This window comes from Thermofilaceae archaeon (assembly GCA_038731975.1).
GTDB lineage: Archaea > Thermoproteota > Thermoprotei > Thermofilales > Thermofilaceae > JANXEW01.
The window spans coordinates 95,310-121,472 of the sequence record JAVYQJ010000003.1; the positions used below are offsets into that span (position 1 = coordinate 95,310).

General features: G+C 58.4%; 29 protein-coding genes. 21 read left to right on the plus strand and 8 right to left on the minus strand.

Annotation, left to right across the window (positions count from 1 at the left end; translation table 11 throughout):
- Positions 1-38: 38 nt before the first annotated feature.
- Positions 39-1,499, plus strand: coding sequence for a zinc ribbon domain-containing protein (locus tag QXF46_03095; protein MEM0225838.1), 1,461 nt, complete (start codon positions 39-41; stop codon positions 1,497-1,499).
- Here the strand turns inward: QXF46_03095 and QXF46_03100 are convergent.
- The 6 genes from QXF46_03100 to QXF46_03125 all read right to left on the minus strand — a co-directional run bounded on the left by QXF46_03100 (position 1,494) and on the right by QXF46_03125 (position 8,282).
- Positions 1,494-2,879, minus strand: coding sequence for a thymidylate synthase (locus QXF46_03100; GenBank protein ID MEM0225839.1), 1,386 nt, complete (start codon positions 2,877-2,879; stop codon positions 1,494-1,496). The two genes, QXF46_03095 and QXF46_03100, sit on opposite strands and share 6 nt — an antisense overlap.
- Before the next feature lie 109 nt (positions 2,880-2,988).
- Positions 2,989-3,819 carry a dipeptide/oligopeptide/nickel ABC transporter ATP-binding protein gene (locus QXF46_03105; GenBank protein ID MEM0225840.1) on the minus strand — a complete coding sequence of 277 codons (831 nt, stop codon included), beginning with the start codon at positions 3,817-3,819 and terminating at the stop codon, positions 2,989-2,991.
- The gene (locus tag QXF46_03110) at positions 3,794-4,747 is read right to left on the minus strand and encodes an ABC transporter ATP-binding protein (protein MEM0225841.1); all 954 of its coding nucleotides are present in this window, start codon (positions 4,745-4,747) and stop codon (positions 3,794-3,796) included. The genes QXF46_03105 and QXF46_03110 overlap by 26 nt, the downstream gene beginning before the upstream one ends.
- Positions 4,738-5,634, minus strand: a complete 897-nt coding sequence (locus QXF46_03115) for an ABC transporter permease (GenBank protein MEM0225842.1) — start codon at positions 5,632-5,634, stop codon at positions 4,738-4,740. The genes QXF46_03110 and QXF46_03115 overlap by 10 nt, the downstream gene beginning before the upstream one ends.
- Positions 5,631-6,656, minus strand: coding sequence for an ABC transporter permease (locus QXF46_03120; protein MEM0225843.1), 1,026 nt, complete (start codon positions 6,654-6,656; stop codon positions 5,631-5,633). Before QXF46_03120 ends, QXF46_03115 begins: the two co-directional genes overlap by 4 nt.
- 3 nt (positions 6,657-6,659) lie before the next feature.
- On the minus strand, positions 6,660-8,282 hold the full coding sequence (locus tag QXF46_03125; protein ID MEM0225844.1) for an ABC transporter substrate-binding protein: 1,623 nt from the start codon (positions 8,280-8,282) through the stop codon (positions 6,660-6,662).
- 174 nt (positions 8,283-8,456) lie between these two features.
- Here QXF46_03125 and QXF46_03130 point away from each other — a divergent pair, with 174 nt between their 5' ends.
- Both QXF46_03130 and QXF46_03135 read left to right on the plus strand, forming a co-directional pair.
- Entirely contained in the window at positions 8,457-9,374 is a 918-nt protein-coding gene (locus QXF46_03130) for an SDR family NAD(P)-dependent oxidoreductase (protein ID MEM0225845.1), read from the plus strand.
- A 44-nt stretch (positions 9,375-9,418) separates the two neighbouring features.
- Positions 9,419-10,294 carry a sugar phosphate nucleotidyltransferase gene (locus QXF46_03135; GenBank protein MEM0225846.1) on the plus strand — a complete coding sequence of 292 codons (876 nt, stop codon included), beginning with the start codon at positions 9,419-9,421 and terminating at the stop codon, positions 10,292-10,294.
- Here the strand turns inward: QXF46_03135 and speE are convergent.
- Both speE and QXF46_03145 read right to left on the minus strand, forming a co-directional pair.
- On the minus strand, positions 10,291-11,205 hold the full coding sequence (gene speE / locus QXF46_03140; protein ID MEM0225847.1) for a polyamine aminopropyltransferase: 915 nt from the start codon (positions 11,203-11,205) through the stop codon (positions 10,291-10,293). The two genes, QXF46_03135 and speE, sit on opposite strands and share 4 nt — an antisense overlap.
- 43 nt (positions 11,206-11,248) lie before the next feature.
- Positions 11,249-11,650 (minus strand): DUF4332 domain-containing protein, encoded by a 402-nt coding sequence (locus QXF46_03145; GenBank protein MEM0225848.1) that lies wholly within the window; start codon positions 11,648-11,650, stop codon positions 11,249-11,251.
- 445 nt (positions 11,651-12,095) lie between these two features.
- Between QXF46_03145 and QXF46_03150 the strand changes: the two genes are divergently transcribed.
- From QXF46_03150 to QXF46_03235, 18 genes are all read left to right on the plus strand, one after another.
- Positions 12,096-12,377, plus strand: coding sequence for a transcriptional regulator (locus QXF46_03150; GenBank protein MEM0225849.1), 282 nt, complete (start codon positions 12,096-12,098; stop codon positions 12,375-12,377).
- 17 nt (positions 12,378-12,394) lie between these two features.
- Entirely contained in the window at positions 12,395-14,056 is a 1,662-nt protein-coding gene (locus QXF46_03155) for a hypothetical protein (GenBank protein ID MEM0225850.1), read from the plus strand.
- A 384-nt stretch (positions 14,057-14,440) separates the two neighbouring features.
- Positions 14,441-14,836, plus strand: coding sequence for a hypothetical protein (locus QXF46_03160; protein ID MEM0225851.1), 396 nt, complete (start codon positions 14,441-14,443; stop codon positions 14,834-14,836).
- 856 nt (positions 14,837-15,692) lie between these two features.
- A complete protein-coding gene (locus QXF46_03165) occupies positions 15,693-16,868 on the plus strand; it encodes an AAA family ATPase (protein MEM0225852.1) in 1,176 nt (391 codons plus the stop codon).
- Between the two features lie 234 nt (positions 16,869-17,102).
- Positions 17,103-18,431 (plus strand): hypothetical protein, encoded by a 1,329-nt coding sequence (locus QXF46_03170; GenBank protein MEM0225853.1) that lies wholly within the window; start codon positions 17,103-17,105, stop codon positions 18,429-18,431.
- Between the two features lie 181 nt (positions 18,432-18,612).
- On the plus strand, positions 18,613-19,959 hold the full coding sequence (gene thiC, locus QXF46_03175; GenBank protein MEM0225854.1) for a phosphomethylpyrimidine synthase ThiC: 1,347 nt from the start codon (positions 18,613-18,615) through the stop codon (positions 19,957-19,959).
- 4 nt (positions 19,960-19,963) lie between these two features.
- The gene (locus tag QXF46_03180; GenBank protein ID MEM0225855.1) at positions 19,964-20,458 is read left to right on the plus strand and encodes a hypothetical protein; all 495 of its coding nucleotides are present in this window, start codon (positions 19,964-19,966) and stop codon (positions 20,456-20,458) included.
- Between the two features lie 135 nt (positions 20,459-20,593).
- Positions 20,594-20,995 carry a hypothetical protein gene (locus QXF46_03185; protein MEM0225856.1) on the plus strand — a complete coding sequence of 134 codons (402 nt, stop codon included), beginning with the start codon at positions 20,594-20,596 and terminating at the stop codon, positions 20,993-20,995.
- A 111-nt stretch (positions 20,996-21,106) separates the two neighbouring features.
- Positions 21,107-21,880 carry a hypothetical protein gene (locus tag QXF46_03190; protein MEM0225857.1) on the plus strand — a complete coding sequence of 258 codons (774 nt, stop codon included), beginning with the start codon at positions 21,107-21,109 and terminating at the stop codon, positions 21,878-21,880.
- 447 nt (positions 21,881-22,327) lie between these two features.
- Positions 22,328-22,756, plus strand: a complete 429-nt coding sequence (locus QXF46_03195) for a HEPN domain-containing protein (GenBank protein MEM0225858.1) — start codon at positions 22,328-22,330, stop codon at positions 22,754-22,756.
- Positions 22,749-23,102, plus strand: coding sequence for a nucleotidyltransferase domain-containing protein (locus QXF46_03200; GenBank protein ID MEM0225859.1), 354 nt, complete (start codon positions 22,749-22,751; stop codon positions 23,100-23,102). The genes QXF46_03195 and QXF46_03200 overlap by 8 nt, the downstream gene beginning before the upstream one ends.
- On the plus strand, positions 23,099-23,548 hold the full coding sequence (locus QXF46_03205) for a nucleotidyltransferase domain-containing protein (protein ID MEM0225860.1): 450 nt from the start codon (positions 23,099-23,101) through the stop codon (positions 23,546-23,548). The genes QXF46_03200 and QXF46_03205 overlap by 4 nt, the downstream gene beginning before the upstream one ends.
- Positions 23,521-24,078 carry a HepT-like ribonuclease domain-containing protein gene (locus QXF46_03210; protein MEM0225861.1) on the plus strand — a complete coding sequence of 186 codons (558 nt, stop codon included), beginning with the start codon at positions 23,521-23,523 and terminating at the stop codon, positions 24,076-24,078. The genes QXF46_03205 and QXF46_03210 overlap by 28 nt, the downstream gene beginning before the upstream one ends.
- Positions 24,068-24,505, plus strand: a complete 438-nt coding sequence (locus tag QXF46_03215) for a nucleotidyltransferase domain-containing protein (GenBank protein ID MEM0225862.1) — start codon at positions 24,068-24,070, stop codon at positions 24,503-24,505. Before QXF46_03210 ends, QXF46_03215 begins: the two co-directional genes overlap by 11 nt.
- Positions 24,506-24,513: 8 nt before the next feature.
- Entirely contained in the window at positions 24,514-24,903 is a 390-nt protein-coding gene (locus QXF46_03220) for a HEPN domain-containing protein (GenBank protein MEM0225863.1), read from the plus strand.
- Complete coding sequence (locus QXF46_03225) at positions 24,891-25,307, plus strand: nucleotidyltransferase domain-containing protein (protein ID MEM0225864.1); 417 nt, start codon at positions 24,891-24,893, stop codon at positions 25,305-25,307. The genes QXF46_03220 and QXF46_03225 overlap by 13 nt, the downstream gene beginning before the upstream one ends.
- Before the next feature lie 125 nt (positions 25,308-25,432).
- A complete protein-coding gene (locus QXF46_03230) occupies positions 25,433-25,618 on the plus strand; it encodes a hypothetical protein (GenBank protein MEM0225865.1) in 186 nt (61 codons plus the stop codon).
- Positions 25,619-25,656: 38 nt separating this feature from the next.
- Positions 25,657-25,785 (plus strand): hypothetical protein, encoded by a 129-nt coding sequence (locus tag QXF46_03235; protein ID MEM0225866.1) that lies wholly within the window; start codon positions 25,657-25,659, stop codon positions 25,783-25,785.
- The last annotated feature ends 378 nt before the right edge of the window (positions 25,786-26,163 follow it).

Here is a 26,163-nt window from a genome sequence, read left to right on the forward strand (position 1 = left end):
TCACAGGATTAATATTGTGCGTAGTTACCTGTCTAGCGTTGAGCGTTTTCGCTGCGCCACAGGCTACCGTTTTTATCGATGTAGGCGAGGGTGGAAATGCGACAGTGAGGTTGGTGATCTGGGACAACACGAGTGGGAGCATATCCGTGTACCTCCCCCGTTTCGAGAAGTGGAGTTACACGTTTTCGGGCGGCAATGCCACGATTATTGCGATTCAAAATACCAGTGCCTACTTCTATAACAACGTTACTTTCGCCTACACTGTTACATCGGCCCATGGCCTTATCTTGAACATCAGCTACAACTTCCCCTTCGCTGCCCTCTACACTTCGAATAAAGGGTGGTTCATGTCACCACTCTTGGGTGCGTCACCTCTCTCAAGCTTCTCCGCGGTCATAACGATCTCCGACCTAGGTGCCCTCAGGGCTGTTACGCTCAATGGAGCCCCCGTGACCTATGCGTATGAAGGTAAAACACTGCGCGTGCCGCTACCAACCACTTCGGCAGGAGGTGTGCGCGTTACCATTGATTTCAATCCAGACAGACCAATCGAGGAAGTCATCCTCAGCGAGAGTATCGATGGGATTAGAGTGAACCTGCAAGCACCCTACTTCTACAGGGGGCTACTGAGCAAGATCGCGAGTACGGTGAGGGATGCCACACCGATGCTACGTGAAATCTTCGGTTACAGCCCACAAAACCTGGACTTTAAGCTCTTTCTACCAACGATGATGGATCTGAGCGCGTTAGGCTACGTCATGGGTGAGGACATCAACGCGGGTGGAGAAGGTCCTGTGCACCTCAATTTAGCGTTGGTACGCTTCAAGGAGGGTTACATGGAGACTACGATAGTTCACGAGCTCGTCCATAAGATACTGGGGGCGCTCGGAGTGCCAGCCTCACGCGAGCTGCGCTGGTTCCACGAGGGAGTAGCGCAGTACGTGTCGCTAAAGGTTTGCAAAGAGTTGGGGTTGGACGTTAACGATACCATCGAAAGTCTAGAGGAGGCTGCGAAACTGTTCAGGGAGGGGATTGTAAAACCGGGATTTGTGAGCTTCTGGAACCCATCTGGGGATGAGGGGCGCTACTACGCGGCTTCCTACTACATCGTTTCATCGTTGGCTGAAGAAAGGGGAGGATTGGCCTTCATCCGGCGGGTGGCAGAGGAGATTAGGAAGAGAGGTGGTGTTCGATCAAATGAGGAACTAGTGGAGGTACTGAGTGCTGCGGCGGAAGAAGATCTAACTCCTTTGTTCAAGAATTGGGGTTTCCAGGTCGAAGTAACAACCTACCGTATAGTTACCCGCCTAACTTCCTGGTGGGTTCTCACCGTTGCAGCGATCCTCGTTGTGGCTGCTGTAGCATTCTCTCTGCTCATCATACTTGCAAGGGGGAGATCGGCTAGGTGCCCGTACTGCTATGCAGCTATCCCTAGGGATGCCGTGTACTGCCCATATTGCGGCTACCCCCTGAAGCATAGCGAGGAACGGCAGCTATAAATCGTCCTCATCCTGCCTGTAAGGTTCACCACGGATGGCTCTTTCGAGGGCTCTCCTCGCCTCCCACCCCAGGTAGAAGGCGTGGTCGGGTGAGAGGAGGAGGGCGAGAGGCTTCAGCTGCCTGTAGCTTCCCACCCGCAGCCTGGAGGATAGCTGCCCCAGGGGCGTCCTGTGCTCCACTTCTAGGCGGCCTCCTTCAGGGTGCAGCAGGATATTGCCGCGGGGATCGGCTGTGAACTCGGATAGCTTGTCAAAGTTCTCGTGGATCAGCATCCAGGCTCTCTCCCAATCGTGCTCGTACACGTGCGCGGAGCAGCTGATGAGCGTGACAACCCCCACCTTCACACCCAGCTCACTTGCGATCAGCTCCGCCAGCTTGGCCTGCGCGTAGGCGTTAAGGGGCCACGCCGCGTACATGTCGTTGCTCCTGAGGTACACGGTGTGGTTGTAGAAGCCATCCGTCACGTCCCCCTGTACCAGCACGATGCACGGCGGATCCGTGCTGGAACGGTCACGGGCGTGGTGCCACAGCACGGCCAGCGCACGTCTAGTGTGAGGCGATGATCTAAGCTTCGTTATGAGCTCCACCAGCTGGTCACCTGCGGCTGGATGGGACCTCAGCCGTTCACCGTACGTGTAATTGACCCCTTCCGGCTTGGCAGGCTCCAGCAGCAGTCGGTAGTGCTTTTCAAACTCCTCTCTCGGGAAGTAGTCGAGCATCCTCGGCTCCAGGAGCGGCGGGCTCCCGTAGAAGCCGAGCGCCACGACCACGTTGAGCAGCTGCTTCTGGCGCTCGCCGTATTCGCTCCACTTTACGGAGCCGAGTGCCATGACGGCGTAGACGGCCTTGAGCCACGCTCTAAAGAGAGAGCCTTCCTGAATCAGCAGGCCGCTTATCGGGAGCGGCCACCCTTCAACCCTGCTTTCACGCAACTGCAACCGGATCGTTTCCCTCCTACGCTCCCCGGGTCGGTAGTGTCTGTTAATTGCCTCCTCTAGCTTAATCCACTCCCCTTTTCTGCAAGCTTCCCTAAGATCAACCACGTCGACGTCTCTAACAATCGGCTCGACAACCTCCAAAGGCCACATTAATTCAAGGTCTGGGGGAACCGACTTTTCACCGAACAGCCTTACCAGTGCCTCCCCGCTGCCCGAGAGGTCGGAGCCGTAAACGATGAGCACGTTTATCTGAGGACGCTCGGCCAGCGTGTGCAGCAGGTAGTTTATTCCGTAAACAGTGTAGAGCGTGCCCACGGCGTGCACCCTCCCCAAGAGCCCGGCCTCGGCGAGCCTGCCTACCACCACCTCCTTCTTCGTCCAGAGGGTGACAACGGCTACATTCGACTCCTCGTTGAAGAAAGCCACATCCTTGGCAACCACCAACTAATCCCACCTCAAGGAGAGGTGCAGCATGAAAGGATGCATCATCTGAGGGGTGGTGTAGTATCTAGGTTATTTGCGTTTGAGTAGGAGCATAATAGCGAGTGGGTTAGTCTACGGATCGGATTAGTCCTGAGGCGGTTAGCGTGTAGCTCCGAATCAGGGTCTTCGCAAACTCGCTCTTGGGGCTCCTTATCAGCTCCTCAAAGGGGGCGTCTTCAACGATCGTTCCTTTGTGCAGGAGGACGGCTCGGTCGGCTAAGTACTGTGCTACAGGTAGGTCGTGCGTCACGGTTATCATCGAGCATTCCAGCTTCCTCTGAATTGTGTCCAAGAGGTTGATTATCTGGGCTTGGATGGACACATCCAAGGCTGAGGTGGGTTCGTCCAGCAGGAGGATTTCAGGATCGTGCACTATGGCTCTGGCGATCAGCACTCTCTGCATCATACCGCCGCTGAGCTGAGTCGGATAGTAGTTGAGGATGCTTTCGTGAAGCTGGACCATTCTTACGGCTTCCTTTACCCTTTCTTCCTTCTCTCTTTCAGTGAGCTTGGATCGCTCAAGGGGCTCCATTATGATATCTCGGATCCTCAAGCGCGGGTTAAGCGCTCTCGCAGGCTCCTGCGGGACATAACCAATCTGGCTGGTAACCTTCCAGCGCTGCCGTTGCGGCAGACGGTAGATCTCGTGGCCCAGCACCCTCACCCTACCCGATACGGGCGGAAGGATGCCTAGTATCACCTTTAGGAGCGTAGTTTTCCCAGACCCACTCTCACCTATTACGGCTACCCTCTCCCCATCGCTTATTGTAACTTTTATACCTTTGAGCACGGGAGTAAATCTTTTCCTTATAGAGGATCCATTTGTCGTCCAGTAGCCGGCGGTGACGCCCTCGAGTTCCACTATCGGCGAGCTATGCATAGAGCCAGCATTCGACATAGTGTCCACCACTCACAGGAACAAGGGGGGGCTTCTCTCGCACGCACCTAGCGATAGAGCTGGGGCATCTACCGTAAAATGGGCAGCCCGCTTTCTCTTCTCCCGGCCTAGGAGGCTCGCCGGGGTAGGATCTCAACGGCCTCTTATCACCAAGCCTGGGAATTGCTCCGATCAGCATACGCGTGTACGGGTGAGCCGGGGCCTCCATGATGCTGCGTGTATCACCGATCTCTACTATCCTACCAGCGTACATCACCGCGCTTTTCTCGCAAAGCGCGCTGGCTAACAGCAGATCGTGAGAGATGAAGATCAGCGTAAGGCCGTTCTCCTCGCGCAGCTTCCTCAGAAGCTCGACTATCTGGAGCCGGAGGTGGGCGTCGAGCGCAGAGGTAGGTTCGTCGGCAACGAGGAGTTCAGCACCCGTCGAGAGGGCGAGAGCGATCGCAGCTCGCTGCTGCATCCCACCGCTCAGCTCATGGGGGTATCGATCGAGGACGTCATCAGGGTTCAACTCCACCTTCCTCAGGTAGTCCCTAGCCTTTGCGAACGCCTCCCTTTTCTCAAGACCATGCAGGCTATTCAGCACATGGTAGAACTGCCTTCCAATCTTAAGGTAGGGAGAGAGGCTTGAGCCAGGATTCTGGGGGATGTAGGTAACCCTCCTCCCTCTAACCCCTTCATAATCGCGTACCTCATTGTTGATGACGCTTTTCCCGTTTACGAGCAGCACCCCCCTCGTCACAGCGTGTGGGGGTAGTATACCGGCTATCGCACTGGCGAGGGTTGATTTCCCGCACCCGCTTTCACCGGCTAAGCAGAAGGAAGACCCCCGCTCGATTTCCAGGCTGACGTTTTTAACGGCCCAGACCACGCTGTCGAGCTCCTCATACCCGATGCTCAGATTCCTTGAAACCACTGCTAGAACCATAGCTTCCACCTCCTTCGCAGGCGGGGGTCGAGCTCCTCTCTCAGTGCGTCTCCAAGCAGGCTGAAACCGAGCGCGGTTAGGAGGATGAAGAACCCCGGGAATAGGCTGATCCACGGCATGGAGGTTATGTACTTGAAGCCGTTCTGGGCTATGATGCCCCAATCGGGCTCGTCGGGCTTGAGCCCCAGCCCCAGGAAGTTTATGGCGGAAGCTTCCAGCAGTACGCTGCCCAAATCCGTGATTGCTTGGACAAGGACCGGTTGTAGGATGTTCCTAAGCACGTGCCGAAGGAGAACAACCCGGTCGGGAACCCCCGCCAGCCTTGCCAAAAGCACGTAATCCATCTCGACTACCGACCTCGCGTAAACGAAGGATGCGCGCGCGTACCACGGCCACCACGACAGTATGAGGCTGAAGAGAAGCGTGTGGAACCCCTGGCCCAAAGCCAGCCGAAGAGCGAGAGCCACGACTATCGCTGGAAGGGCAAGGAAGACCTCAGTGAGGTAGTTCAGCGCGACCTCGATGGGGCCCCTGTAGTACGCCGCCAGCACTCCAACGACTAGTCCTATTGCAAGACTCGCGGCCACGACGGCGGCTATCTGGATCAGGGCTAGCCTCGCCCCCATCAGGACCCGCGAGAGGACATCCCTACCCAAGTTGTCCGTACCCATCGGGAACTCGAAGCTTGGCGGTCTACCCACCCGCTCTGCTGCAGCTGGCGGGACCGCTCCCATTCCTTCGCTAGGGTAAGGAGCTACAAGCGGTCCGAGGATCGCGAGGAGCAGAACGAATCCCGAAAGCGCGACACCCACCTTGAAGCGCGTGCTCCTTACCCACGCCCGCCTCACTGCGTGGCCAAGCTCCAGCACTTCCTTTACCTCGCTCATAGTCTCACCCTTGGGTCGATCAGAGCTTGAGCGATGTCCGCCAGGGTATTGACGATCAGGTAGAAGGCTGCAACTATTACGAGGAGCCCGATTGCGAGCCTGAAGTCGTTAACGCTGACTGCATCGTAGAGGAGGCGCCCCAACCCCTCTCTACCGAACACGTACTCGACCACCATTGCGTCAACGAGGCTGTACGCGAACGCTAAGCCGCTGACCTGAACTAAACCTGGCAGCGCAGCCCTAAAAGCGTACCTCCACACTATCGTTCTTCTCTTAACCCCCCATGCGGCGGCCGCCCTTACGTACTCCTCGAGGAGAGCGTCCGCCATGAGCGTCCGACCAATCCTCAGGCATACACCTACGGGGTAGGCAGCGACGGCCAGTGCCGGGGGCAAGAGACGTACGAGCGCATCGACGAAAACGGGGAAATTGAGCTGGAGCAGGGCATCGAGTAGGTAAAAGCCCGTAATGGTGTAGAAGCCGGTGGAAAGGGCAAGACCCGCGTTAACCCGTCCGTAAGCCGTAAAACCGGAAGGCAGCAAAGCCATGAAAATTGCCAGACCCAGCCAGAACGTCGGGGTGTTGGCGAACACCGTACCCATCGCTTGGAGCACGCCATCCACTCTTTTCCCCCTGCGAAGCGCTGCGAAGACGCCGAGGAAGGAGCCGAGGGGGACGCCGATGGCGTACGCCACGAGCAGGAGCTCTAAGGTCGCCGCTAAGTTGCGCCACAGCACGTCGTACACCGGTTGACGGTAGGCGATTGAGAGGCCAAGGTCGCCGGTGAATACCATGCGCAGGAAGTTCAGAATCTGTGTGTGGAGGGGTTGATCCAGCCCCAGCTCCTTTCTAGCTTGTTCCACCGCCCTAGCTGCGCCCGGCCCCCGCGGGTGGCCCGCCCACTTTACCGCAGGATCTCCTGGAGAGAGGATGATTATCAGGTAGGAGAGAACGACGACGCCAACTATGACGGTTACGCTCCAGACGACCCTTTTAACCAGGTAGCCGAGGCTCAGCGGCATCTCTCAGTCTCTCACTTTAACGAGTTCGAAGCGGATTACGTATATGTACAGTGGATTTAGCGCGCCCTCGGGGAGATCGACGCGGGGACTAACCACGAATGGTCTAACCTCATCCCAGAGGTTGACCGCGACGCCCTCATCGAACAGCATTTTCTGGGCTTGAGCGTAGAGCCGTAGTGCCAGCTCGTAGTCCTCCCCTTCAAGCTCGTATGCTCTATCCAATAGCTCATCGAATTCGGTATTGTTATAGCCGGCCCAATTCCACTCCGTGTTCGTGCTGTGGAAAATGGCTAGGAACTCGTAGGGGGAGGGTATCGTGGGCCACCAGTCGCTAATGATGAGGTGTGGAGCGCGTTCGGCGTCCTCCCAGACGGCCTTACCGGCATCCCTGACGGCGGTCCAAGGCAGTGGTTTGAGTTCAACGGTGATGCCTATCTCGGCCAGCCTAGACTTTAATAGCTGCGCGAAAGCCTCGTTCTCCTCGTACTCGCCCTGGTACACGAACTCGATCACCGTGCCCTTCGGTACTCCCGACTCCTGGAGGTACTCTCTAGCCAGCGTCAAGTCGTACTTGTACGCGAGCTGTTCATCGTAGCCAGGGAACCCGTGTGGTATGAGCCCCCTACCCACCCTACCGAAGCCCCTTAAGGCTACTGGTACCAGCTCTTCCCATGGTATCGCGTGGATCACAGCCAGCCTGAAGGCGGTGATGTTCGTGGGGTAGCGACGGACGTTGAACAGAAGAAGGTAGTTGTGAAATAGGGTTACATTTATCACTTTAAAGCCCCGAGACGCTAGGTCTTGCACGTTGGCTCGGGGGACGCTGGAGGCGATGTGCACCTCCCCAGCCAGCAGGCCGTTGTACTGGGACAGAGGATCCGTCATGATCTTGATCACTACAACGTCGGGTGCGTCCGGGTTGTTAACGAGGCTCCAACCCCACCATCTCTCGAACTTTCTCAGCCTCACCTCGCTCTCAGGGCTGTAGTACTCGATGTAGTAGGGCCCGCTACCGGCGTCGTTGCCCTGGTTGAACCACGACTCCAGCTTGGGGTCCAGCGGCGATTCGACACCGGCTTTAACCAGGGCTGACGGACTGAAGATGTAAGCGGAGTATATGGCAGCCGCCATCAGATCCAATCGTGCCGGGTAAGAGAGCCTGATATTGACGGTGTACTCATCAACTATTTCCACCTCCTCCACAGAACTCCAGATGTAACCGCTGCCGCGGCCGAACTTCTCGTAGACACCCTTAGCACGCTCGATAGAGAGTTTCACAGCGGTCGAGTTGAAGGGTGTACCATCGTGGAAGACAACCCCCCTCCTCAACCTGAAGGTCCAGAGCTTTCCATCCTCGCTGTGCTCCCAGCTCTCAGCGAGTACCGGCACTACGTTTCCCGTAGCCGGATCGTACCTCACCAGCGTCTCGTAAACCACACCGATTACCGGGATACCCGTGTCATCTTCGATGGACGGGTCTATCCCCGTGATCCGGTCGAGGTACGCGTACACAACCACCTTGATCTTCCCGCGCTGCTGGCTGGGTAGGTACACAAAGAAGTACGCTAAGGCAGCGGCCGCTACGATGGCTGCTACAATCCCGGCTAGGAGGACCCCCCTCCTCATCCGTACACCGCAGTGACCCTACCCCTCACTTCTTAAGCATTGCCCCGAATAGGGGTCGGCTGTGAGCTTAGCAGCTGGAACGAGGCCTTTCCGCGGCGATAGCGGCTTGAAACGAAAAACTCCGGGCGATATTCACTTCTACGTTGCATCTTTACACTGGTGGGGATGGTGTAGATGAGGGTTCTAGTCACTGGCGGTGCGGGATTCATCGGTAGTCACCTAGTGAAGAGGTTGGTTCAAAGCGGCCACGAAGTTGTAGTCTTTGACAACTTCTCGACAGGTTCGGGAGATAACCTAAGAGAGCTTATGGGTGATATCGAGGTGGTTGAGGGTGATGTCCGCGATCGTGAGGCTGTGGAAGCTGTCGCGCAGCAGGCCGATGGCATCGTACATTTAGCCGCTTTAATCGACGTGGCGGAGTCCTTGCAGAAACCCTTCCTCTACCTGGACGTAAACGTTCGGGGTACGTTGAACGTCCTTGAAGCCGCGAGGCGAGCTGAGGTGTTTGTCTTCGCATCGAGTGCTGCAGTGTATGGGAACCCTGTGCGCTTACCAATTGATGAGGAGCACCCGCTGCAGCCGCTTTCCCCCTACGGGGCCTCAAAGGTGGCGGGAGAGGCCCTCGTGAGCGCGTACGCTCACATCCACGGCTTCCGCCCAGTCGTTTTGAGGCTCTTTAACGTATATGGCCCGAAGCAGAGCAAGGCTTACGCCGGCGTTGTGGTGGAGTTCATTAAGCGTATCCAGCGGGGCGAGCCGCCCGTGATCTTCGGCGATGGTGCGCAGACGAGGGATCTGGTGTTCATCGACGACGTCGTTGAGTACTTTGTAAGAGCGCTGGTACTCGAGCGCGTCAGAGGGGTGTACAACATCGGCAGCGGAAGGCCGATTAGCGTACTTGAACTAGCCGAAACAGTGGCACGCGTCCTCGGGAGACCCGACCTAAAACCCCTACACACTGCACCGAGGCTGGGAGACATTAAGCACTCCTTCGCCAGTATCACAAGAGCTGTGAAAGATTTCGGATATGAACCATCAATCCCGCTGGAGGAAGGTATAAGGAGGACGATTAAGGCACTTCGGGACGCATAATAAACATTTTATATGCGTAACTTCCAGAAGGTGCTGAAGCTTCAATGAAAGCTGTTATACTCGCTGCGGGTCTCGGTACGCGTCTCATCCCCTACAGCAAGGAGATGCCTAAAGAGATGCTCCCCATCTTCCAGCTCGAGGGCGATAGGCCAGTTCTCAAACCGATCCTTCAGGTGGTTTTTGAGCAGCTCTACGAAGCGGGGATCAGGGATTTCTGCTTCGTTGTAGGCCGGGGTAAGAGGGCTGTCGAAGACCACTTTACTCCAGACTGGAGCTACGTTGATCTGCTGGAGGAGAAGGGCAAGCAAACTGAAGCTGAAATGCTCCGCCGCTTCTACAGAATGATAGAGAGCTCAAGTATCGTATGGGTAAACCAGCCGGTGCCCAGAGGGACGGGAGACGCTGTGGCGCAGGCAAGGGGCTTCGCTGGGAACGGGTACTTTTTTGTAGCGGCTGGAGACAATGTGTTCCTCGGCGAGAACGTGGCTGTAAGACTACTGAAGCTGCACGAAGAGCTCGGCGGCGCGATCATGGCTGGAAAGAGGGTTGAAGATCCCAGGAGGTACGGTGTCATCGTCGGCCGGGCGGTTGGCGAAAGGGTTGTCAGACTTGAGAAAATACTTGAGAAGCCGAAGATTCCCCCCAGCAACCTTGTGAACACATCACTGTACTTTCTACCACCCGGAATCTTCGACGTTTTAGAGGAGTGTAAACCGAGCCCCCGGGGCGAAATCGAGCTAACGGATGCGATTCAAGCTCTAGTCGAGCGGGGCGAGGACGTTTACGTCTACGATGTTGGTGACACATACTGGATTGATGTAGGCACGCCCGATACTTACCTTGACGCGGTGCTACTTTCGCTCAAGGTATGCAACAATCCGAGGATAATGGAGAAAGCCTGTAGGACGCTCCAAACCTAAAGCGGGATAAATGCGGGGTTCGCGTCTGTTGGCACCTCCTTGATCGCGTCGACCTTTTCTCGTATGAAGCGGGGGAGGTGGAAAAGGTGGTAGTGCACTTCTTCATCATAGAATGCCACTCCCCCCTTGAGCGAGGATAAGCGAGCTCTAAGCTCCTCTCGAGCAACTGAGAGAGGGTCCCTACCCAAGCTTCCTAGCACAAACCCCCAGTAGCTCATGAAGCTTGTCACGCTCGTGGTGTAGAGGCGAGCTAGGGGGAAGGCGGAGGCTACGGCGTTCCTTATCTTCGCAGAGGCATCCGGAGTATAGCGCAAGGAAGTGGCTTGAGTAACCATAACGCCGCCAGGGCGAAGTCTGCCCTTCACCAGCTCGTAGAACTCCCTCGTGTAGAGGTAGACGGAGGGTGTCCCCGGCAGTGGGTCGGTCAAATCCAGGATTACTACGTCAAAGCTCTCCCCAGTCTCCTCGATGTACTTGCGCCCATCCGCGATTACCAGCTCCAAGCGAGGGTCTTCGAAAGCTCCCTGGCTCCACTCGGGCATGTACCTACGGCAGAGGTCTACGAGTTCCCCGTCGATGTCCACCATCACTACCTTCTCCACTGTAGGGTAGCGGAGCACTTCCCTAGCGGTCGCGCCCTCCCCACCACCCACTATGAGGACACGTTTTGGGTCGGGGTGTGTCATCATCGCTGGGTGCACTAGAGCCTCGTGGTATACGTGCTCGTCGTACTCGCAGCTCTGCAGCTTACCGTCGAGGAAGAGGCACTTCCCAAACGAGTAGGTCTCGACGATATCGACTTGCTGGAACTTTGTCTTGCCTGAGTAGATCACGTGCTTAACCCCGTGCAAGTGGGCCTCGTGGGGCATCACCATCCACTCAAGGATAAACCTCCAGGTGGGCTCGATCACGAGGGTACGCGCCCCCAGCGAGTATTAATTTTTCCCTTCCCTCCTAGTAATCGAATAGTGGTGGCAGCATCCTGGCTTTCCCCTTAACCTCCTCTAACTTTTCACGAGAGGGAGGGTTGACGCCCAGCCTCTGCGTAGCCTCGAGAACCATCTGGCACAGCTCATCCAGCGGCCTAAGAGGGAGCTCGAAAGGTGTATGGGCGCCGGCCTCAACGAGCAGCTCCGCCAGCTCTAGATCGCAGACGCGGCAGAAGTCGGCCAACCTAACTAGCTTCAGCACCACCCCCTCCTCCAGGCCGGCTCTCTCAGCTAATGACCGCCGCTCTTTAGCTGTAAGCCCGTGCTCTACCAGCTGCCACAAGCTGTGCAACCCCAACCTGCCTAGCGTCGCCTTAACGTCTGCACTCACGAACCGGAGTTTGCTTAAACTCAGTGGGTCCTCCACGTACCCCCGGAACGTCAAGGCCTGGTATATTGATTGCAACGCTTAACCTGCCCCGATACTACTACAGGTAACTCGGTAACGTTGCGCCAAATGCCCCCGTAATGGGGCGCGAAATTGGTGTAGAGCTGGGGAGAGGAATCATACGGCTGGCAGCTAGCGAGCAGCACGGTCGACGCGCCATTGAATTGATCCGTGCCGTTGAATAAGCCTCGTATGGTGGATGAGCGCCACAGAGAACCGTCAGCAATAACTCTACGGTAAAACCATCAGTAAAATTTGAAAACTTTTTGGGCATCTGTCAGACAGAATTTTGTTAACAATTACTGTTTAAATAAGCTGGTAAGCTTTAGGGATTAGAGCCTAACTCATCTAAAGAGGGGAAGGGTACAGTCCAAGCCGTAACAAGGACGGAAAATATTTGTAGCACCGTAGGAAACCTTCCTCGATGACAAGAGATCAAGCTGTGGGAGCAGCATTAATGATCGGCTCGATAGCGGGTATCGCGATATACGGCTGGCTCCTTATGTCCCCCTACAGTCTTCTTATCCTTCAACTCACAGCTTTCATAGCGGTAGCTGGAGTTCTCGGAATACTTGCTTGGATCGGGTACACGCTTGCAACTACGCCGCCGCCCAAACCTATCGAAGAGATCGAGAAGGAGATTGAAGAGGAGCTCAAGAAGCTGGAGGAGGAAGCGAAAAAGGAGGCTGCCAGTAGCTCGCAGTAGGCACAAGGCTGAACCCTATGAGGAAGCTTGTTCTTTCTCTCGCAATTCTAGCGATCATGGTACCCCTTCTGGCTCAACCGAAGCTCACTGTGGTAACCGATTCAAGCTTTTACGAGCCGGGTAGCGAGGTCACAGTGATCGTGAACGGCCCCCCGCGCGCTCCCGTTGGATTGGAGGTTAGAGGGCCGAAAGGGGAGCTGATCGCGCTCAAACAGCTCGCACTGGACGCAAGAGGGAATGTGAAGTTCACCTTCCTCCTAGATCCCCACTGCGCAGAAGGAGTCTACACGGTTTATGTAGCCGTTCCAGGCGCTACGGCTAGTACAACCTTCGAGGTCGTTGTGCGCCCCACACCGATAATCCTGCTAGCCCCTCCCGGTCAAGCAGGCGTCGGAGAGCGGTCGGAGATACTCTGCTTCGTATATCCTGGCCTCCAGGTTAATTTGCTGGTTTACGCTAGACAAGCGGGAGGGGAGTGGACGTTACTGGGCAGGTACGAGTCCAACTCGAGCGGTTGGCTTGTTTTGCCCATTACTCCGCCCAGCGAGGGCGTGTACGAGGTAAAGGTGGAATTTGCCGGCACGCCTGAGTATGGGCCGGCCTCGGCTACAGCCAGCTTCAGAGCCGTTAGAGCCCCGCCGCAGTGGAAAATCGACTCCCCGCCGCAAAAGTGGCTCGGTGAAACGCTTACGATCAACTGTACTGGCTACGAGTATGTCGTCGCGCGGACGGTTGCGGGGGATAGGAGGTACAAGTGCGGCGAGATGGTAAGGCTGGATACGGCCGGTCCAATCTTCCTCTATCCGGGTAAGGGCGACGCTCTGGGAACGCCTAGCGTCACTATGGTGAAGGCTAAACTCAACGCGACAGTGCAAGCTCCACCAGAGGTGGGCGTCAATGAACCCTTCACTCTAGCAGCGCACCTCGCGCCACCTGCTCCCGCAGTAAGGGTGAGCTTCGTCGATGCCCGCGGTACCGTGCTCGCCGAAGCGCTTTCCAGGACGAACGGTACGGCGTTCGCCCGCGTATCCCTCGGTAAGGTTGGAGACCTTATCGTCAGGGCGATCCCCCACCAAACGAGCGTCTTTGAAGTGGGGGATTGCCCCCCTGCAACCATCCGCGTGCTAGGTGAGAGGGTGTACGTGCGCGTGACGATCCTCGACGCTGCCGGGAGAAGATTGTACAACTCCGTTGTCGAAATCGCAGGCAGAAGGTACGAGGCACCGATGGGTGTAGCAGAGGTTACTGTTAGAGCGGGCGAATACGACGTAAAGGTCCACTGGCGCGGGCTTACAGTCTATTCTGGAAGGGTGAGACTGGAGGAGCACAACGTGACGCTAACAGTCCCCCTATACGACCTGAGAGTCAAAGTCGTGGATTTCCTAGGCAGGCCGGCTGCGGGAGAGCTCGTCGAGCTGTACAACGACACGCAGAGGATAGCGGTGGGCACGACCGGGGATGAGGGAGAGCTCACCATAATCAGATTACCCCCCGGGGTCTACACCGTAAGAGTAGGCGACACCGCAAAAACGGTCTCTGTGCCGCAGGAAAGCGAAGTCAGGATTGTGCTTTCCCCCTCAATCTGGGTGCTAGCTCTTGCAGCCCTAATCGCAGCAGTTGCACTTCTTGCAGCAATTCACAGCATCTATACCCGCAGCAAGAGAAAAAGGAAGCATTAGTAACTATTAACTAACCATCCAACAAGTAGATCACTATTGCCCCTTCAAGTCGCCTAGTAGAAATTAGCAAGCATCTGCTACAGCTCTGCTCGCTAAAGTTTAATTTTTGGCCCACCTACCCGTTCAAGCTCGCTGTCCGCATCCTAAAGAATCCCTCACGCTGAAGCCTTCCTAGTCGCAAGTCCCTATTCTTAGACTGTCGCGATTAGAACTAAAAACACCAGTTAAGCATTAGGAGTTATCATCTAGCTGCGATACTTCGTGCGTTCGCGAATCTTTTTAACGAGCCTTAACCCCTCCTGTGCGTGGCAGCTTTGCGAGCGAGGATTACCGTTCCCTTCACTCTCAAACTCCTCTACCTACTTGCGCTCGCGGCTTTTTTTTTTGGCTTGGCTGCTCCGGGGATACCCGCGAGTCACCCAGAAGTACGAAAGGCTTTGGAGAGGCGAGCCACAACTGGATTCGCTTCGCGTCCCCCTCCACAACCCCCTAATCCTCCTCGAAGGCAAGGTTGAAGGCAGTCAACTGGTTTTACGCCTGTTAAGAACTTACGCGGCACCTTACGCTGAAGATCTTCTGATCGTTGTAGAGCTTCACCAGCTAAGAGGAGAAACCGTGAGAATGGAAGTGCGGAAGAGAGTTGCGCTGGGTACTTTCGTCACTCTCGCGTTTCCGTTGAGCTTTAGCGCGGAGCAGCTCGCCGGTTACAGAGTTGAAGTGTACTTAAACGAGAGGCTTGTTGCAGCAAGGCAAGGTGACAGAGAGTGGATCCCCGGCTGAGGCACTTCACCGGAGCCCTACCCCCTTCACGCTCGGAGTCTCGTTGCTGCTCGCCTGGTCCCACCTCTCATCCACCCTAGGCCTAGCCGCCCTACTCTTGATAGAACCCTCGTCACGAAAACGGTTCTCACACCGCTCGGCCTCGCAGGGTGCCTGGCTACCTGTCAACACAATAAAGGAGCTGGAGGAGGCATCGACAGCACTTAGCGAGTTCGAAGCCGCACACCGGGACGCGTAATAGGCCCCCAGAGAAACTCAGGGTTGCCGGGCGCATCACGAGGGGGAGCGAGCAGCCCTCGCAACGTAATGACCTTACCCAAGTATGACTCGAGTACAGCCCGGAAAAGACGAATCTCCACCAAAGGGTTTATTGGTGTGAAGGGAGTTTCAAAAACGTAAGAAGATCTGACAGTGGAGTTCACACCCCCATTTAAACACTTCATCACAACGGCCCATGCCCTTCTCTACTCATAGTCAAGCAGGGTCCCCGCATCCTCTGCCAGTATAGAGTGGGTAGTGCTGCAGCGATAGACGTGTTACCACAGCTCACCAACGCAAGATGCCTACGCCTAGCCAGCCCGCGGAAACAACAAACAAGAGCGAGCTTACATACGATACTGGTTAAATGCTGAACAATCGTCCCGTAGCGAAAGCCGCGCGTGTCACTACCGAGTTCACCGACGCCGCAAGGGGGAATGCCCGCGCGTAATCGAAGCTGTTGATCGCTAACGACGGGTGGTTAACGCTCGCAAGCGGTGGCGCTGAAGGCTTGAACGGGGATTGTCTAGGACGCCGCCAGTCAGCTGGAGCAACGCTTCCCTTAATAGCGGGATTTAAAGCGAAAAGGGTGAGTATTATGCTAATAAAGCTTAAACTAAGGAACTTCTTGTCGTTCAAGGATGCGAGCGTCACGCTTGGCAAGCTGAACATCGTGGTGGGAGCGAACGCTAGCGGGAAAACCAACCTCTTGAAGTCCCTCGAGCTCCTCGGCAGCCTTGCCAGGCTCGGCTACCCCCATGTCGAGGGTTACGCAGCCCCTAGCGCGGGCGGAGGCTGGTACCTCAACCTCGGTGGTCTAGCCCACAACTTCGACGCGGGCGCGGGAGTCGTGGTAGGCGTTGACGCTCTGGTAGAGGGTGCGGTAGTCTCGTACACCGTGAGGATCAGCGCTGACAGCTTCGAGGAAGAGGTGGCTAGGGGGAGGGAGATTCTGATGAAGGCCTCTTCGAAGGAGCGCAGCTTCACCTACGCCGCCCGCGACGGCTCACCCCGAACGGTAGACCGGCTCGCGGCCGCCAGCCTCGACGTGCTCTACTATGACCTCCGCGGTGACAAGAGGATCCAGCGCGTCAACGTCTACCCCTCTGCTCTGGCTCACGTGCCCGCCGACGCTCACCCAGCTCTTCGAGGCTTAGCGGAGCTCCTAAAGGGGGTTAAGGTCCTCCACCCCGATCTAGCCGCCCTCAGGTTGAGGTCCAGCGTGAGGGATCAGCCTGAAACCGGATACCGGGGAGAAGGGTTAGCCCGCCAGTTGCTCCAGCTGTGCCTCGAGAGGAGGAAGGAGTACGAGGTGATCGAGAAGACGATAAGGGGCCTCCTACCCGATCTCGACGCGATCGTGCCGCGAATCGAGGGCGAAGAAGTGGAGATCCAAATGAGGATAAACGGCCTCCCCAGGCCCCTAACAGCGGCGGGCATCCCGGACGGCGCGCTCCGCCTCACATGCTTCACCGCAGCGCTCCAATCCGGCAGTACGCTCGTAGCCTTCGAAGCGCCCGAGTGCTTCCTGCACCCCAGGCAGCTCGAGCTGCTCATCGCCCTAGCGAAGCTCGCGGAGCCCCAGATCATCTTCACCACCTACTCGCCCCAGCTTCTCGACTTCTTCCGACCCGAGGAGGTGGTGGTCGTATCAAGGGTGGACGCTGCGTCGAAAGCTGAGAGGCTCGTCGAGTCGGAGAAGTACAAGATCGTTAGAGAGTTCCTTGAAGCAGGGGGAAGCCTCAGCGAAGCCTGGCTCACAGGCCTCTTCTAGTAGCCCCATGTACAGACTAAGACACGCGAGCGCCAGCGCGAAACCCCAGACGCAGCTGAAGAGCTCACAAGACTCGCTAGCTACACTGTCTAGTCAAGGCCGCGTGGCCAGCAGTCTGCAGGCTTGTTGAGCGATTCCCTCCGCAAGCGCGAGACTTTAGGGACGCAGTTTCACTACAGTATCTCGACGACAAGGTAATATTGCGGCTACAGCAACCTATTCCAGAGTTTGGCCATGGGCTTGAAGGAAGAGCTGCTCCACCTCTTGAAAACCGATGAGGAGTTCCGCTATGCGGTAGCAGGTCTACTCGGTTACGACGAAATTCTGAAGCGCGTGAGAAGACAGGAGAAGCAGATTGCAAAGCTCCGCAGAGAGATGTACAAGAGCCTCGCACGCCTCAGCGAAGCCGTAGAAAAGCTAGCTGAAATCGCGACAAAGCACACGGAAGAAATCACTCGATTGAGAGCTGAAATGCTGGAGGGTTTCAAGAGGCATGACGAGGAGATCGCCCAGTTGAGGAGAGAGATGTTAGAGGGTTTCAAGAGGCACGACGAGCTGCTCGCCAAGCACACGGAGGAAATCGCTCAATTGAGGAGAGAGATGTTAGAGGGCTTTAGGCGTCATGATGAGCTGCTCGCTAAGCATAGCGAGGAGATCGCTCAGCTGAGGAGAGAGATGATCGAGGGTTTCAAGAGGCATGATGAGTTGCTCGCTAAGCATAGCGAGGAGATTACTCGATTGAGAGCTGAAATGATCGAGGGTTTCAAGAGGCACGATGAGGAGATCGCTCAACTGCGGAAGGAGATGCTGGAGGGTTTTAAGCGTCATGATGAGCTGCTCGCTAAGCATGACGAGGAGATCGCCCAGTTGAGGAGAGAGATGTTAGAGGGTTTCAAGAGGCACGACGAGCTGCTCGCCAAGCACACGGAGGAAATCGCTCAATTGAGGAGAGAGATGTTAGAGGGCTTTAGGCGTCATGACGAGGAGATATCTCAGCTGCGGAAGGAGATGCTGGAGGGTTTTAAGAGGCATGACGAGGAGATCGCCCAGTTGAGGAGAGAGATGATTGAGGGTTTCAAGAGGCACGACGAGCTCTACGCTAAGCTAGCCGAAGCTGTTGCGAAGCTGGGAGAGGAAGTCGCCCGGCTTGACAAGCGCATCACGGGGCTCCACTCAGCTCTACTGGCGGGCCTCGGAGAGGTAAGCAAGTTCGCTGGGTTAACGTTTGAGGAGCTCGTGAGAAAGCTCCTAACAGCGCAGCTGAGGGGGACCGGAACGATACCCCCCGACGCGGAGCTGAGGGCTGCGAGCATCGACGGTGAGCAGGTCGACATCTTCCTCGAAGACCCCCTCGTCGTCGGTGAAGTCACAAGCTACGCGGAGACGGCTGAAGAGGCGAGCAAGCTCCTCAGGAAAGCTGAAGCAGCGAGGAGGAAGTTCGGCAGAGAACCGCTGAAGTTCCTCGTCATCCTCACCGCCAGAAGAGAGGCTGCCAGAGAACTGGAGAGGATAGCCAGAGAGAACAACATCGAGCTAACAATCGGGAAGATAGTCGAAGACTAGCCTCTGGCCAACCGGTTGCCGCACGCTCGGCAGGGGTTTGGAGCGACCTCAAGCGCGTTCAAAGGTGCCCGCTCGACGCCGTGAACCGGGGAGCAAGTTTTCGCTTAACGCGCGCTCGGGGTCTGTCGCCCAGCGCCACGGCAGCTATTAATTGATAAGGACGGCCCGGGTTAGCACTTCGGTGGGAGTCTTGGGTATAATCGCTGAAGCTAGGAGCTGTAGTAGCGTGGACGAGCTGGTCAGCATCGCAAGAGCTGAGGGGGTGGACTACGAAGCCCTCAGGAAGAGGGTGAGCCAGGGCAAAGTGATCGTGCTGAGGAATCTCAGAAGGCCCAGAGCGAGACTAGTGGCAATCGGGGAGGGGCTGAGGACAAAGGTGAACGTGAACGTTGGGACGAGCGGTACCGTGGTCAACGTTGAACTGGAGGTAGAGAAGGTCAAGACGGCGGTGAAGCTTGGAACGGACACGCTGATGGACCTGAGTACGGGCGGCAACCTGGACGAGATCCGAGCGAAGCTGATGGAAGCCTCTGAGGGCGTGCCCTTCGGCACGGTACCCACATACCAAGCCTGGATCGAGGGCGTCAAGAAGTACGGGGGTCCCGGCATGCCGTCCGACTGGTTCATAGCGGTGGTGGAGAAGCACCTGAGGGACGGGGTGGACTTCATGACCATACACGCGGGGATCACGCTGGACCTGGCCAGGAGGTCCCTGAGGAGCCGTAGGATCGCGCCGATAGTCAGCAGGGGTGGCAGCATGCTGGCCGTCTGGATGGTGGAGAACGAGGAGGAGAACCCGTACTTAAAGCACTGGGACTACCTGATAGAGCTGTTCAGGGAGTACGATGCTGTGATAAGCCTGGGCGACGCTCTGAGGCCCGGCGCAGTAGCCGACGCCCACGACGAGCTGCAGCTCGGGGAGCTAGTGAACAACTCCAGGCTGGCTAGGGACGCGGTGAGGAAGGGGGTTCAAGTGATGATCGAGGGGCCGGGGCACATGACCTTGGACAAGGTAGCCGCGGACGTGAGGCTGGAAAAGGCCCTCAGCGGAGGGGTGCCCTACTACGTGCTCGGCCCGCTGGTGACGGACGTAGCTGTCGGGTACGACCACATCGCCTCAGCGATCGGGGCCGCCATAGCCGCGGCGGCCGGCGCGGACCTCATCTGCTACGTCACCCCCTCGGAGCACTTGGGGCTACCCGGCGTGGAGCAGGTGAAGGAGGGCTTGATCGCGGCTAAGATAGCCGCTCACGCAGGGGACCTGGTTAAGCTGGGTAGGAGGGCAGCCTACGAGGACGTCGAAATGAGCATCAGGAGGGCGGCCCTCGACTGGGACTACCAGGTGCTGAAGTCCTACGACCCGGAGAGAGCGGCGAAGCTGAAGGCCCAGTTCCAGCACGACTTGAGCTCGTGCACCATGTGCGGCCAGTACTGCGTGTTCCTCCTCCTATCGAAGTACACGAGCGGCAGGAGGCTGGATAGGGACGAGCTGCTGGAGAGGTTCGGAGAGGGCTGCAGCCTGGTGTAGGGCTATGGGCTGCAACCTTCACCCCTGGTTGTGGAGCACTTGGGTCAAAGCGCCTGTGCTTGCGAACTCCGACCTCCTCATCGCATCCGCGTGCCTACCCGTAGTCAACCCGGAGATATTCGGGCGGCTCGCGGAGGGCAGAACCGTGCTACTGGCCTGCCCGGAGCGCGAGAACCCGACGCACTACGGAAAGATCGCGAGCATCATCAGGTCGTCGAGGCCGAGGAGCATCACCGTGGTCACGATAGACGGGAGCCCGCACTGCTTCACTCTCCACGCGAGCGCGAACGAGGCGGAGTACATACTGGGCGAGAGGGTCAACAAGGAGCACTACGTGGTGGTGAACGGGAGGGAGCTCACAAAAATCTCGCCCGACGCGGTGAGGGTAGCCAGGTACCTCAGCCTGGTCAACGAGATCGTAGAGAGGAACCCCGAAGTGCTGAAGAAGCTGGAAACGCTGAGCAAGGAGTACAGGATGGCGTTGGGCCGCGAAACCTAACCGGTACGCGCGAGGAAACCCGGACTCCAGGTATGGCTCAGCACAGCTCGACACCCCAGCTCCATTTTTTAGAAACAACCGCCTTCGCCCCGGATCGCCGCAACGCATATTAATCCAGGAGGATCCCGCCCCACAATGATTGGAAACCCGCTCCCCGGTTTCGAGCCTCCACTTCCGCTCGAGCTGCAAGTGACTCCAGAGCTCGTTTCCGCCGCCTACAAGCGCGCCCTAAGGCTGGGATTGTACTGGAGGCTCAAACCGGAGGAGCGGGCCATCCTAGCCCTCGCGAGGAGGCTGAGGGCCATCAAGAGCCCCCTCCTCGTGGAAATCATCCTGAAAATCCTCTCGAAAGTCTGGCCCGAGAAGGCCAGGCTCCACGAGGCCTTCAAGCTCGGCCTACAGGTCGTCGCCAGGAGGATCCAGGCAGCCCTCAGAGTCGGCGCCCAGAGGATCGCCGACTTCTACGCCAAGCTGACGCCGAAAGCCATCCTCCAGCTCGGGCTCGCAGCCATGAACCTACCACCCCTATACCGGTGACGCGGAGGAACGCCTGAAACCCTGGAGCAGCGCCCCAAAGCTTGAGCACCACCGCTAACGCAGTCCGGTTTATAAGAGGGCGGCCACCGGATAACAGGGTGAAGCAGCGCAATGGCTCTGGTCGACCTTAAGAGCGAGCTCCTCCGCCTCCTAAAGGAGGACGAGGAGTTCCGGTACACGGTGGCAGGCCTACTCGGCCTCAAAGAAATCCTCAACGAGCTCCGGAAGCTGCGCAAGGACTTCCTAACCTTCGTGAAGGAGCAGGAGAAGCGTTGGGAGGAGAATAACAGGAGGTGGGAGGAGAGCAACAGGAGGTTCCTGTCGCTGGAGGGCGAACTCGTAAAGCTCCGGGAGGACTTCCTCGCGTTCGTAAGGGAGCAGGAGAAGCGCTGGGAGGAGACCAACAGGAGGTTTTTGTCGCTGGAGACTGAGCTTGCGAAGCTGCGGGAGGACTTCCTAACCTTCGTGAAGGAGCAGGAGAAGCGTTGGGAGGAGAATAACAGGAGGTGGGAGGAGAGCAACAGGAGGTCCTCCCGCATCGAGATGGAGCTGGGCAGCCTATCGGAGAGCCTCTACTGCCGGTACGTCTCCGAGGACATCGAGAAGGAGCTGGCCGCGGCTGGCGAGCGAGTCACCTCGAGGATGAGGAACGCCGACTTCGACGGCGTCGAGGTCGACCTAGCCATCATCACCGACAGAGCCGTGTACATCGTCGAAGCGAAGACCAAGCCCACCAGAAGAGCGGTCGAAGCCCTCCTCGCGAAAGCCGAAGCAGTCCAGAAGAGGACGGGCAAGCCCGTCGTACCCATCCTCACCGGAGCCCTCATCGGCAGGGAAATCGAAGCCTACGCGAGAAGCAAGGGGGTCCGAGTATACAAGTACTAGCCACCGAACCCCGCCCAAACCAGCCCGGCGCAGCCCCACACTGCGCCCCCGAACGGTCCGGCCAAGCGGCAGCGTGCGCCAGCCAACGCGAGAACGACCTCGGCGACATCGCCAGGCTCGAGGGCCAGCCCTGCGCCCACGCCGATGCTGCCCCCTCGAGGGCATCGCGCCCGACCCGGGCACCGCGCGTTCGCCGGGGGCGGAGTAACGCCCGGGGAATGCCCGGCCCCTACCGAGCTCGCGCAGACCCCCGACGGGCTCGCGGTCTCTCTGAGCGGAGCACGGCACGAGCTCTAGTGATTGGAGCGACTCTAGTGGCCCAACCCCTCGGGTCCCGCGCCGAGGGCAGCGCGGCTCTGAGAACCGCGGGGAAGGAGCCGGGTAACGAGTTAAGCCCCGCAGCCGTAGCCCAGCGATCCGGTACCCTACCTGCGGCTCCGAGCCTCTGTGGGCTCCATAGAGCATGTTGAAATCCTCAGGAGGCGCAGCCTCCTCTTCCGCGATTACGCCGCTGAAGCGCTCCAGAGAGGGCATTACGATTTGGCGGCATTCTACGCCGAGCAGGCGCTGCAGCTACGCTTGAAGTCCCTACTGCTCAGGATCCTGGGGTACGTCCCCAGGATCCACAGCGTGAGGGAGCTCCTCGGGCTGCTTTACAGAGCGCTGAGGGAGCTGGGGAGGGAAGAGTCCGCGAGCGCCCTATCCAGGTTCTCCGAAGACCGCAGGGAGGCGCTCAGGGCGCTCGACGAAGCTTACACAGCCTCCCGCTGCCTCCCCAAGGTCTACGAGGCTGCAGACGCGGAGAAGCTCCTAGCCGCCGTGGGCGAGGCCTTCGAGCTCCCCGACAGCGTTGAGAGGGGCGTCTTCAGTGTCTGAGGAGATCGCGGTAGCAGTTCAAACCTGGAGGCTCAGAATGCTCCTCGAGTGGCGCAAGCACCTGCCGACCCTAGCCGAAGCCGCGAAGGAGGCCTTCGGGGAAGCAGAAGTCTACATCTTCGGCTCGGCAGTCGAGGGCAGGCTCACCGCGGACAGCGACATCGACGTCCTCGTGGTCCTGGACCACGTGCCCAGGAGCGGCCTGGAGAGGGCCAAGCTCGTCGACAGGCTGTGGAAAGCCCTCGAGAAGCGCGGCATCCCACCCTGGTACCCCTTCGAAGTGCACCTCGCAACCAGAGACGAGCTGAAGCTCCTCGAGAAACCCACCCTCCTCAGAGTGCTGTGACAGCGCAAACGCCGGAAGAACCGCAGGCAATTCAAACCCCGGAAAACCGCGGGCCCGAACGGGAGGCGCTGGCGAAGATCTTCCAAGCCGAGGAGAGGATCCTGGCCGCCTACCTCTTCGGATCCCGCGCCAAGGGCTACGCGACGCCCGAAAGCGACTACGACATCGCCGTCCTACTCTCGGAAACCCCGCGGGACCTCCTCGACTTCTACTTGCGCCTACTCAACAAGCTGACCGACACCCTCGGGGACAACGTAGACCTCGTCATCCTCAACGAAGCACCCCCCGAGCTCAAGTACCAGGTCGTCAAGCACGGCAAACCGATCCACGTTAGAAACGAGCGCGCGAGAGTAGCCTTCGAATCCAGAACCATACGCGAGTACCTCGACTTCAGCAGGATCCTAAAAAGGTACGACGAATGCCTAGCGAAGCGGCTCCTACAGTAGGCGAGGCAGCGATCTCCACCGAGGCGGGACAAGCCGCCACCCGAGGCATCGCAGGGGCACCGGAAAAGCGGCCTGACGCGGAGGGCGGGTCGACCGCGGCGGAGCGAGCACCCGCGGGAAGCGTGAATAGGACGTACGTCGAGAGGCTCGCATCGGACATCGAGAGGTCCATCAGCACCATCCTCTCCTACACCTCGAAGCCGTACGGGGAGATGAGCGAGGCGGAGAGGTACGCCGTCAGGTACAACCTCATCGTGGCGGCCGAGGCTCTAGCGGCGCTCGCCGCACACCTCGCCAGGAGGCTCTACAACGAGGAGCCCGCGACACCGGCGCACGCCCTCGCGATACTCAGGGATAGGGGTCTACTCACCGAGCCCGAGCGCGAGCACCTCGCACGCCTAACCAGGTTGCGGAACCCGCTCGCCCACGGGTACTGGGCGATAGATGACGAGAGGATCTACGCGGGCGTCAAGAGCAACTTCGAGAGCGTGAAGAACCTCTTGAAGAGGCTCCGAGAGCATGCCGTGTGACCGCTACAGGTACTACAGGCTGAGCCCCGAGGAGAGGAGAACCCTCAAGGAGGCCATCAGGAGCACCCTCGAGGGGAGGGGCGTCGAGCTAGCCATAATCTTCGGCAGCTTCATCGAGCTGGAATCCTTCAGGGACGTGGACGTAGCCGTCTACGCGAGGGGCGGCCTCGACCTCAACGACGTGATCAAGCTGGCCGCGGAGCTGGAGGAGCGCACCCGCACCCCGGTAGACGTAGTCCCGCTGGAGAAAGCCCCACCCAGGTTCAGGCACCACATACTGACCAAAGGCGAAGTCCTGCTGGAGAAGCAGCCCGGCCTCTACGAAGCCCTACTCATGCTCACGCTGGACGAGCTCGCAACCCTCGAAGCCGGCGACCCGCACCCCCAGCCCACCAGCAGCCCCCAAGCAGAGCAGCGAAACCCCTGAAGCCCCCCATGTCCATCGAGGAGGTCGAGATCCCCCGGAGGAGGGCCCTAACCTTCCTCAACCACGCCAGGGAAGCCGTCGAGCGCGGGGAGTTCGACTTCGCCCGCCTCTCGAGCGAGCAGGCCGCCCAGCTCTCCGTGATGCTGGAGCTGGCGGGCGAGACCCCCAGGCCGCACCGGGCGAGGGAGCTGCTCCACCTCCCGAGCAGGCTCGCACCCGAAGCGGAGGAGCCGGTAACCGAGTTCGTCAGGAGGAACAGGGAGGCCCCGAGGGCCCTCGACGACGCCTACACAGCCTCCAAGCTCCCCTCCACCTACACGCGCGAGGAGGCGCTCGTCAAGCTGGCCGAGAGCCTGATCGAGCTCGTGAGCGAGGTCCTGGAGAGGTGCAAGCGCTAGAGAGGTACTACAGGGCCAGGTACGAGAGGTTCAAGAGCCTCCTCAAGTGGAGGGAGCAGCTGCCCGAGCTCCTCGAAGCCGTCAAGAGCGTCCTACCCGACGCGGAGGTGTACATCTTCGGCAGCGCCCTCAGAGGCGAGCTCACCGCCAACAGCGACGTAGACGTGCTAGTCGTCACCGACAAAGCCGCAGGCCCCCAACGCCACCAGCTCGCCGCAGCCATAGAGGAGAAGCTGAAAACCCCCCTCATCTTCGAAATACACCTGGCGACGAGGGAGAAGCTCGACTGGTACAAGAGGCACGCGAAAGAGCTAATCCCGGCCCAGCAGCTCGCAACCAGCAGCAAAGCCAGCCAAACCCCAGAAGAGGCGCGAGCTGCCACCGAAATCGGCCGCGAAGCCTGACAGATGCCGCTCGAGCCCCTAACCCCGGGCAACTCGGAGCCCCGCTCGCCCACCACCGGTACGCCGGGTGGCTACCGAAGCCCTGGAGCCCGGAGGTGAATAAGAACCGTAAACATCGCGCAGCGATGATCCCACTGGGGTGCAACGAAGCTAAAGGGGGTGGGCTCGGCAGTGTCCATAGCCAGGGCCACCTGAAGAGCTCCACGGAGGTTGTGGTCATCGATTCCGGCGGCAACGAGGGGGCGGAGCTCGCGGAAAAGGATCTGCTGAACGGAGCGGGAGCCAGCGCGCGAATAGCCCCCCATCACTAGAAACCTTTACAGGGTGGACCGGTACGCCGGGGAAAACGGTGAAGCACGAGCAGGCCATTGCGAACGTGGAGTTTAGGCACGGAGGCAAAGCCGTTAAGATCAAGGTGCTCGTAGATGCAGGCGCTAGCAAAAGCGTTATCTCCAAAAGGCTCGCGGACGAGTTCTAGTCCTGCATACCTCTAAGGGAGCCGTACGAGCTTAGAGCAGTGGATGAAAAAGGAAGGTTGAAGATCGTGGGGAGGTGCATGGTCGATGTAGTGTTCCAGGGAGTAAAAGTGCCAGGAGGCGGAACTTTCGTAAGCGTGGTGATGCCTACGAGAGGTGGGTCCGATCTTACTTGTATCTTTCAAGCGGTTGCATCGCAGGATGGTGGCAGGCTGTGTCGGGTGTTGCTCTTCGGGTTGTTCGTTCTTTTGGCTTTGAGGTTGGAGCCGGTGTGGGTTACGGTTTTCCGCTGTGCGGGGCTTGTTAGGGCGGGTGCTGATGCGTAGTTGATAACGTGTTGGGGGTTTGGCCGTGTGGTCCCGCTATCCGGGCTGTGCACG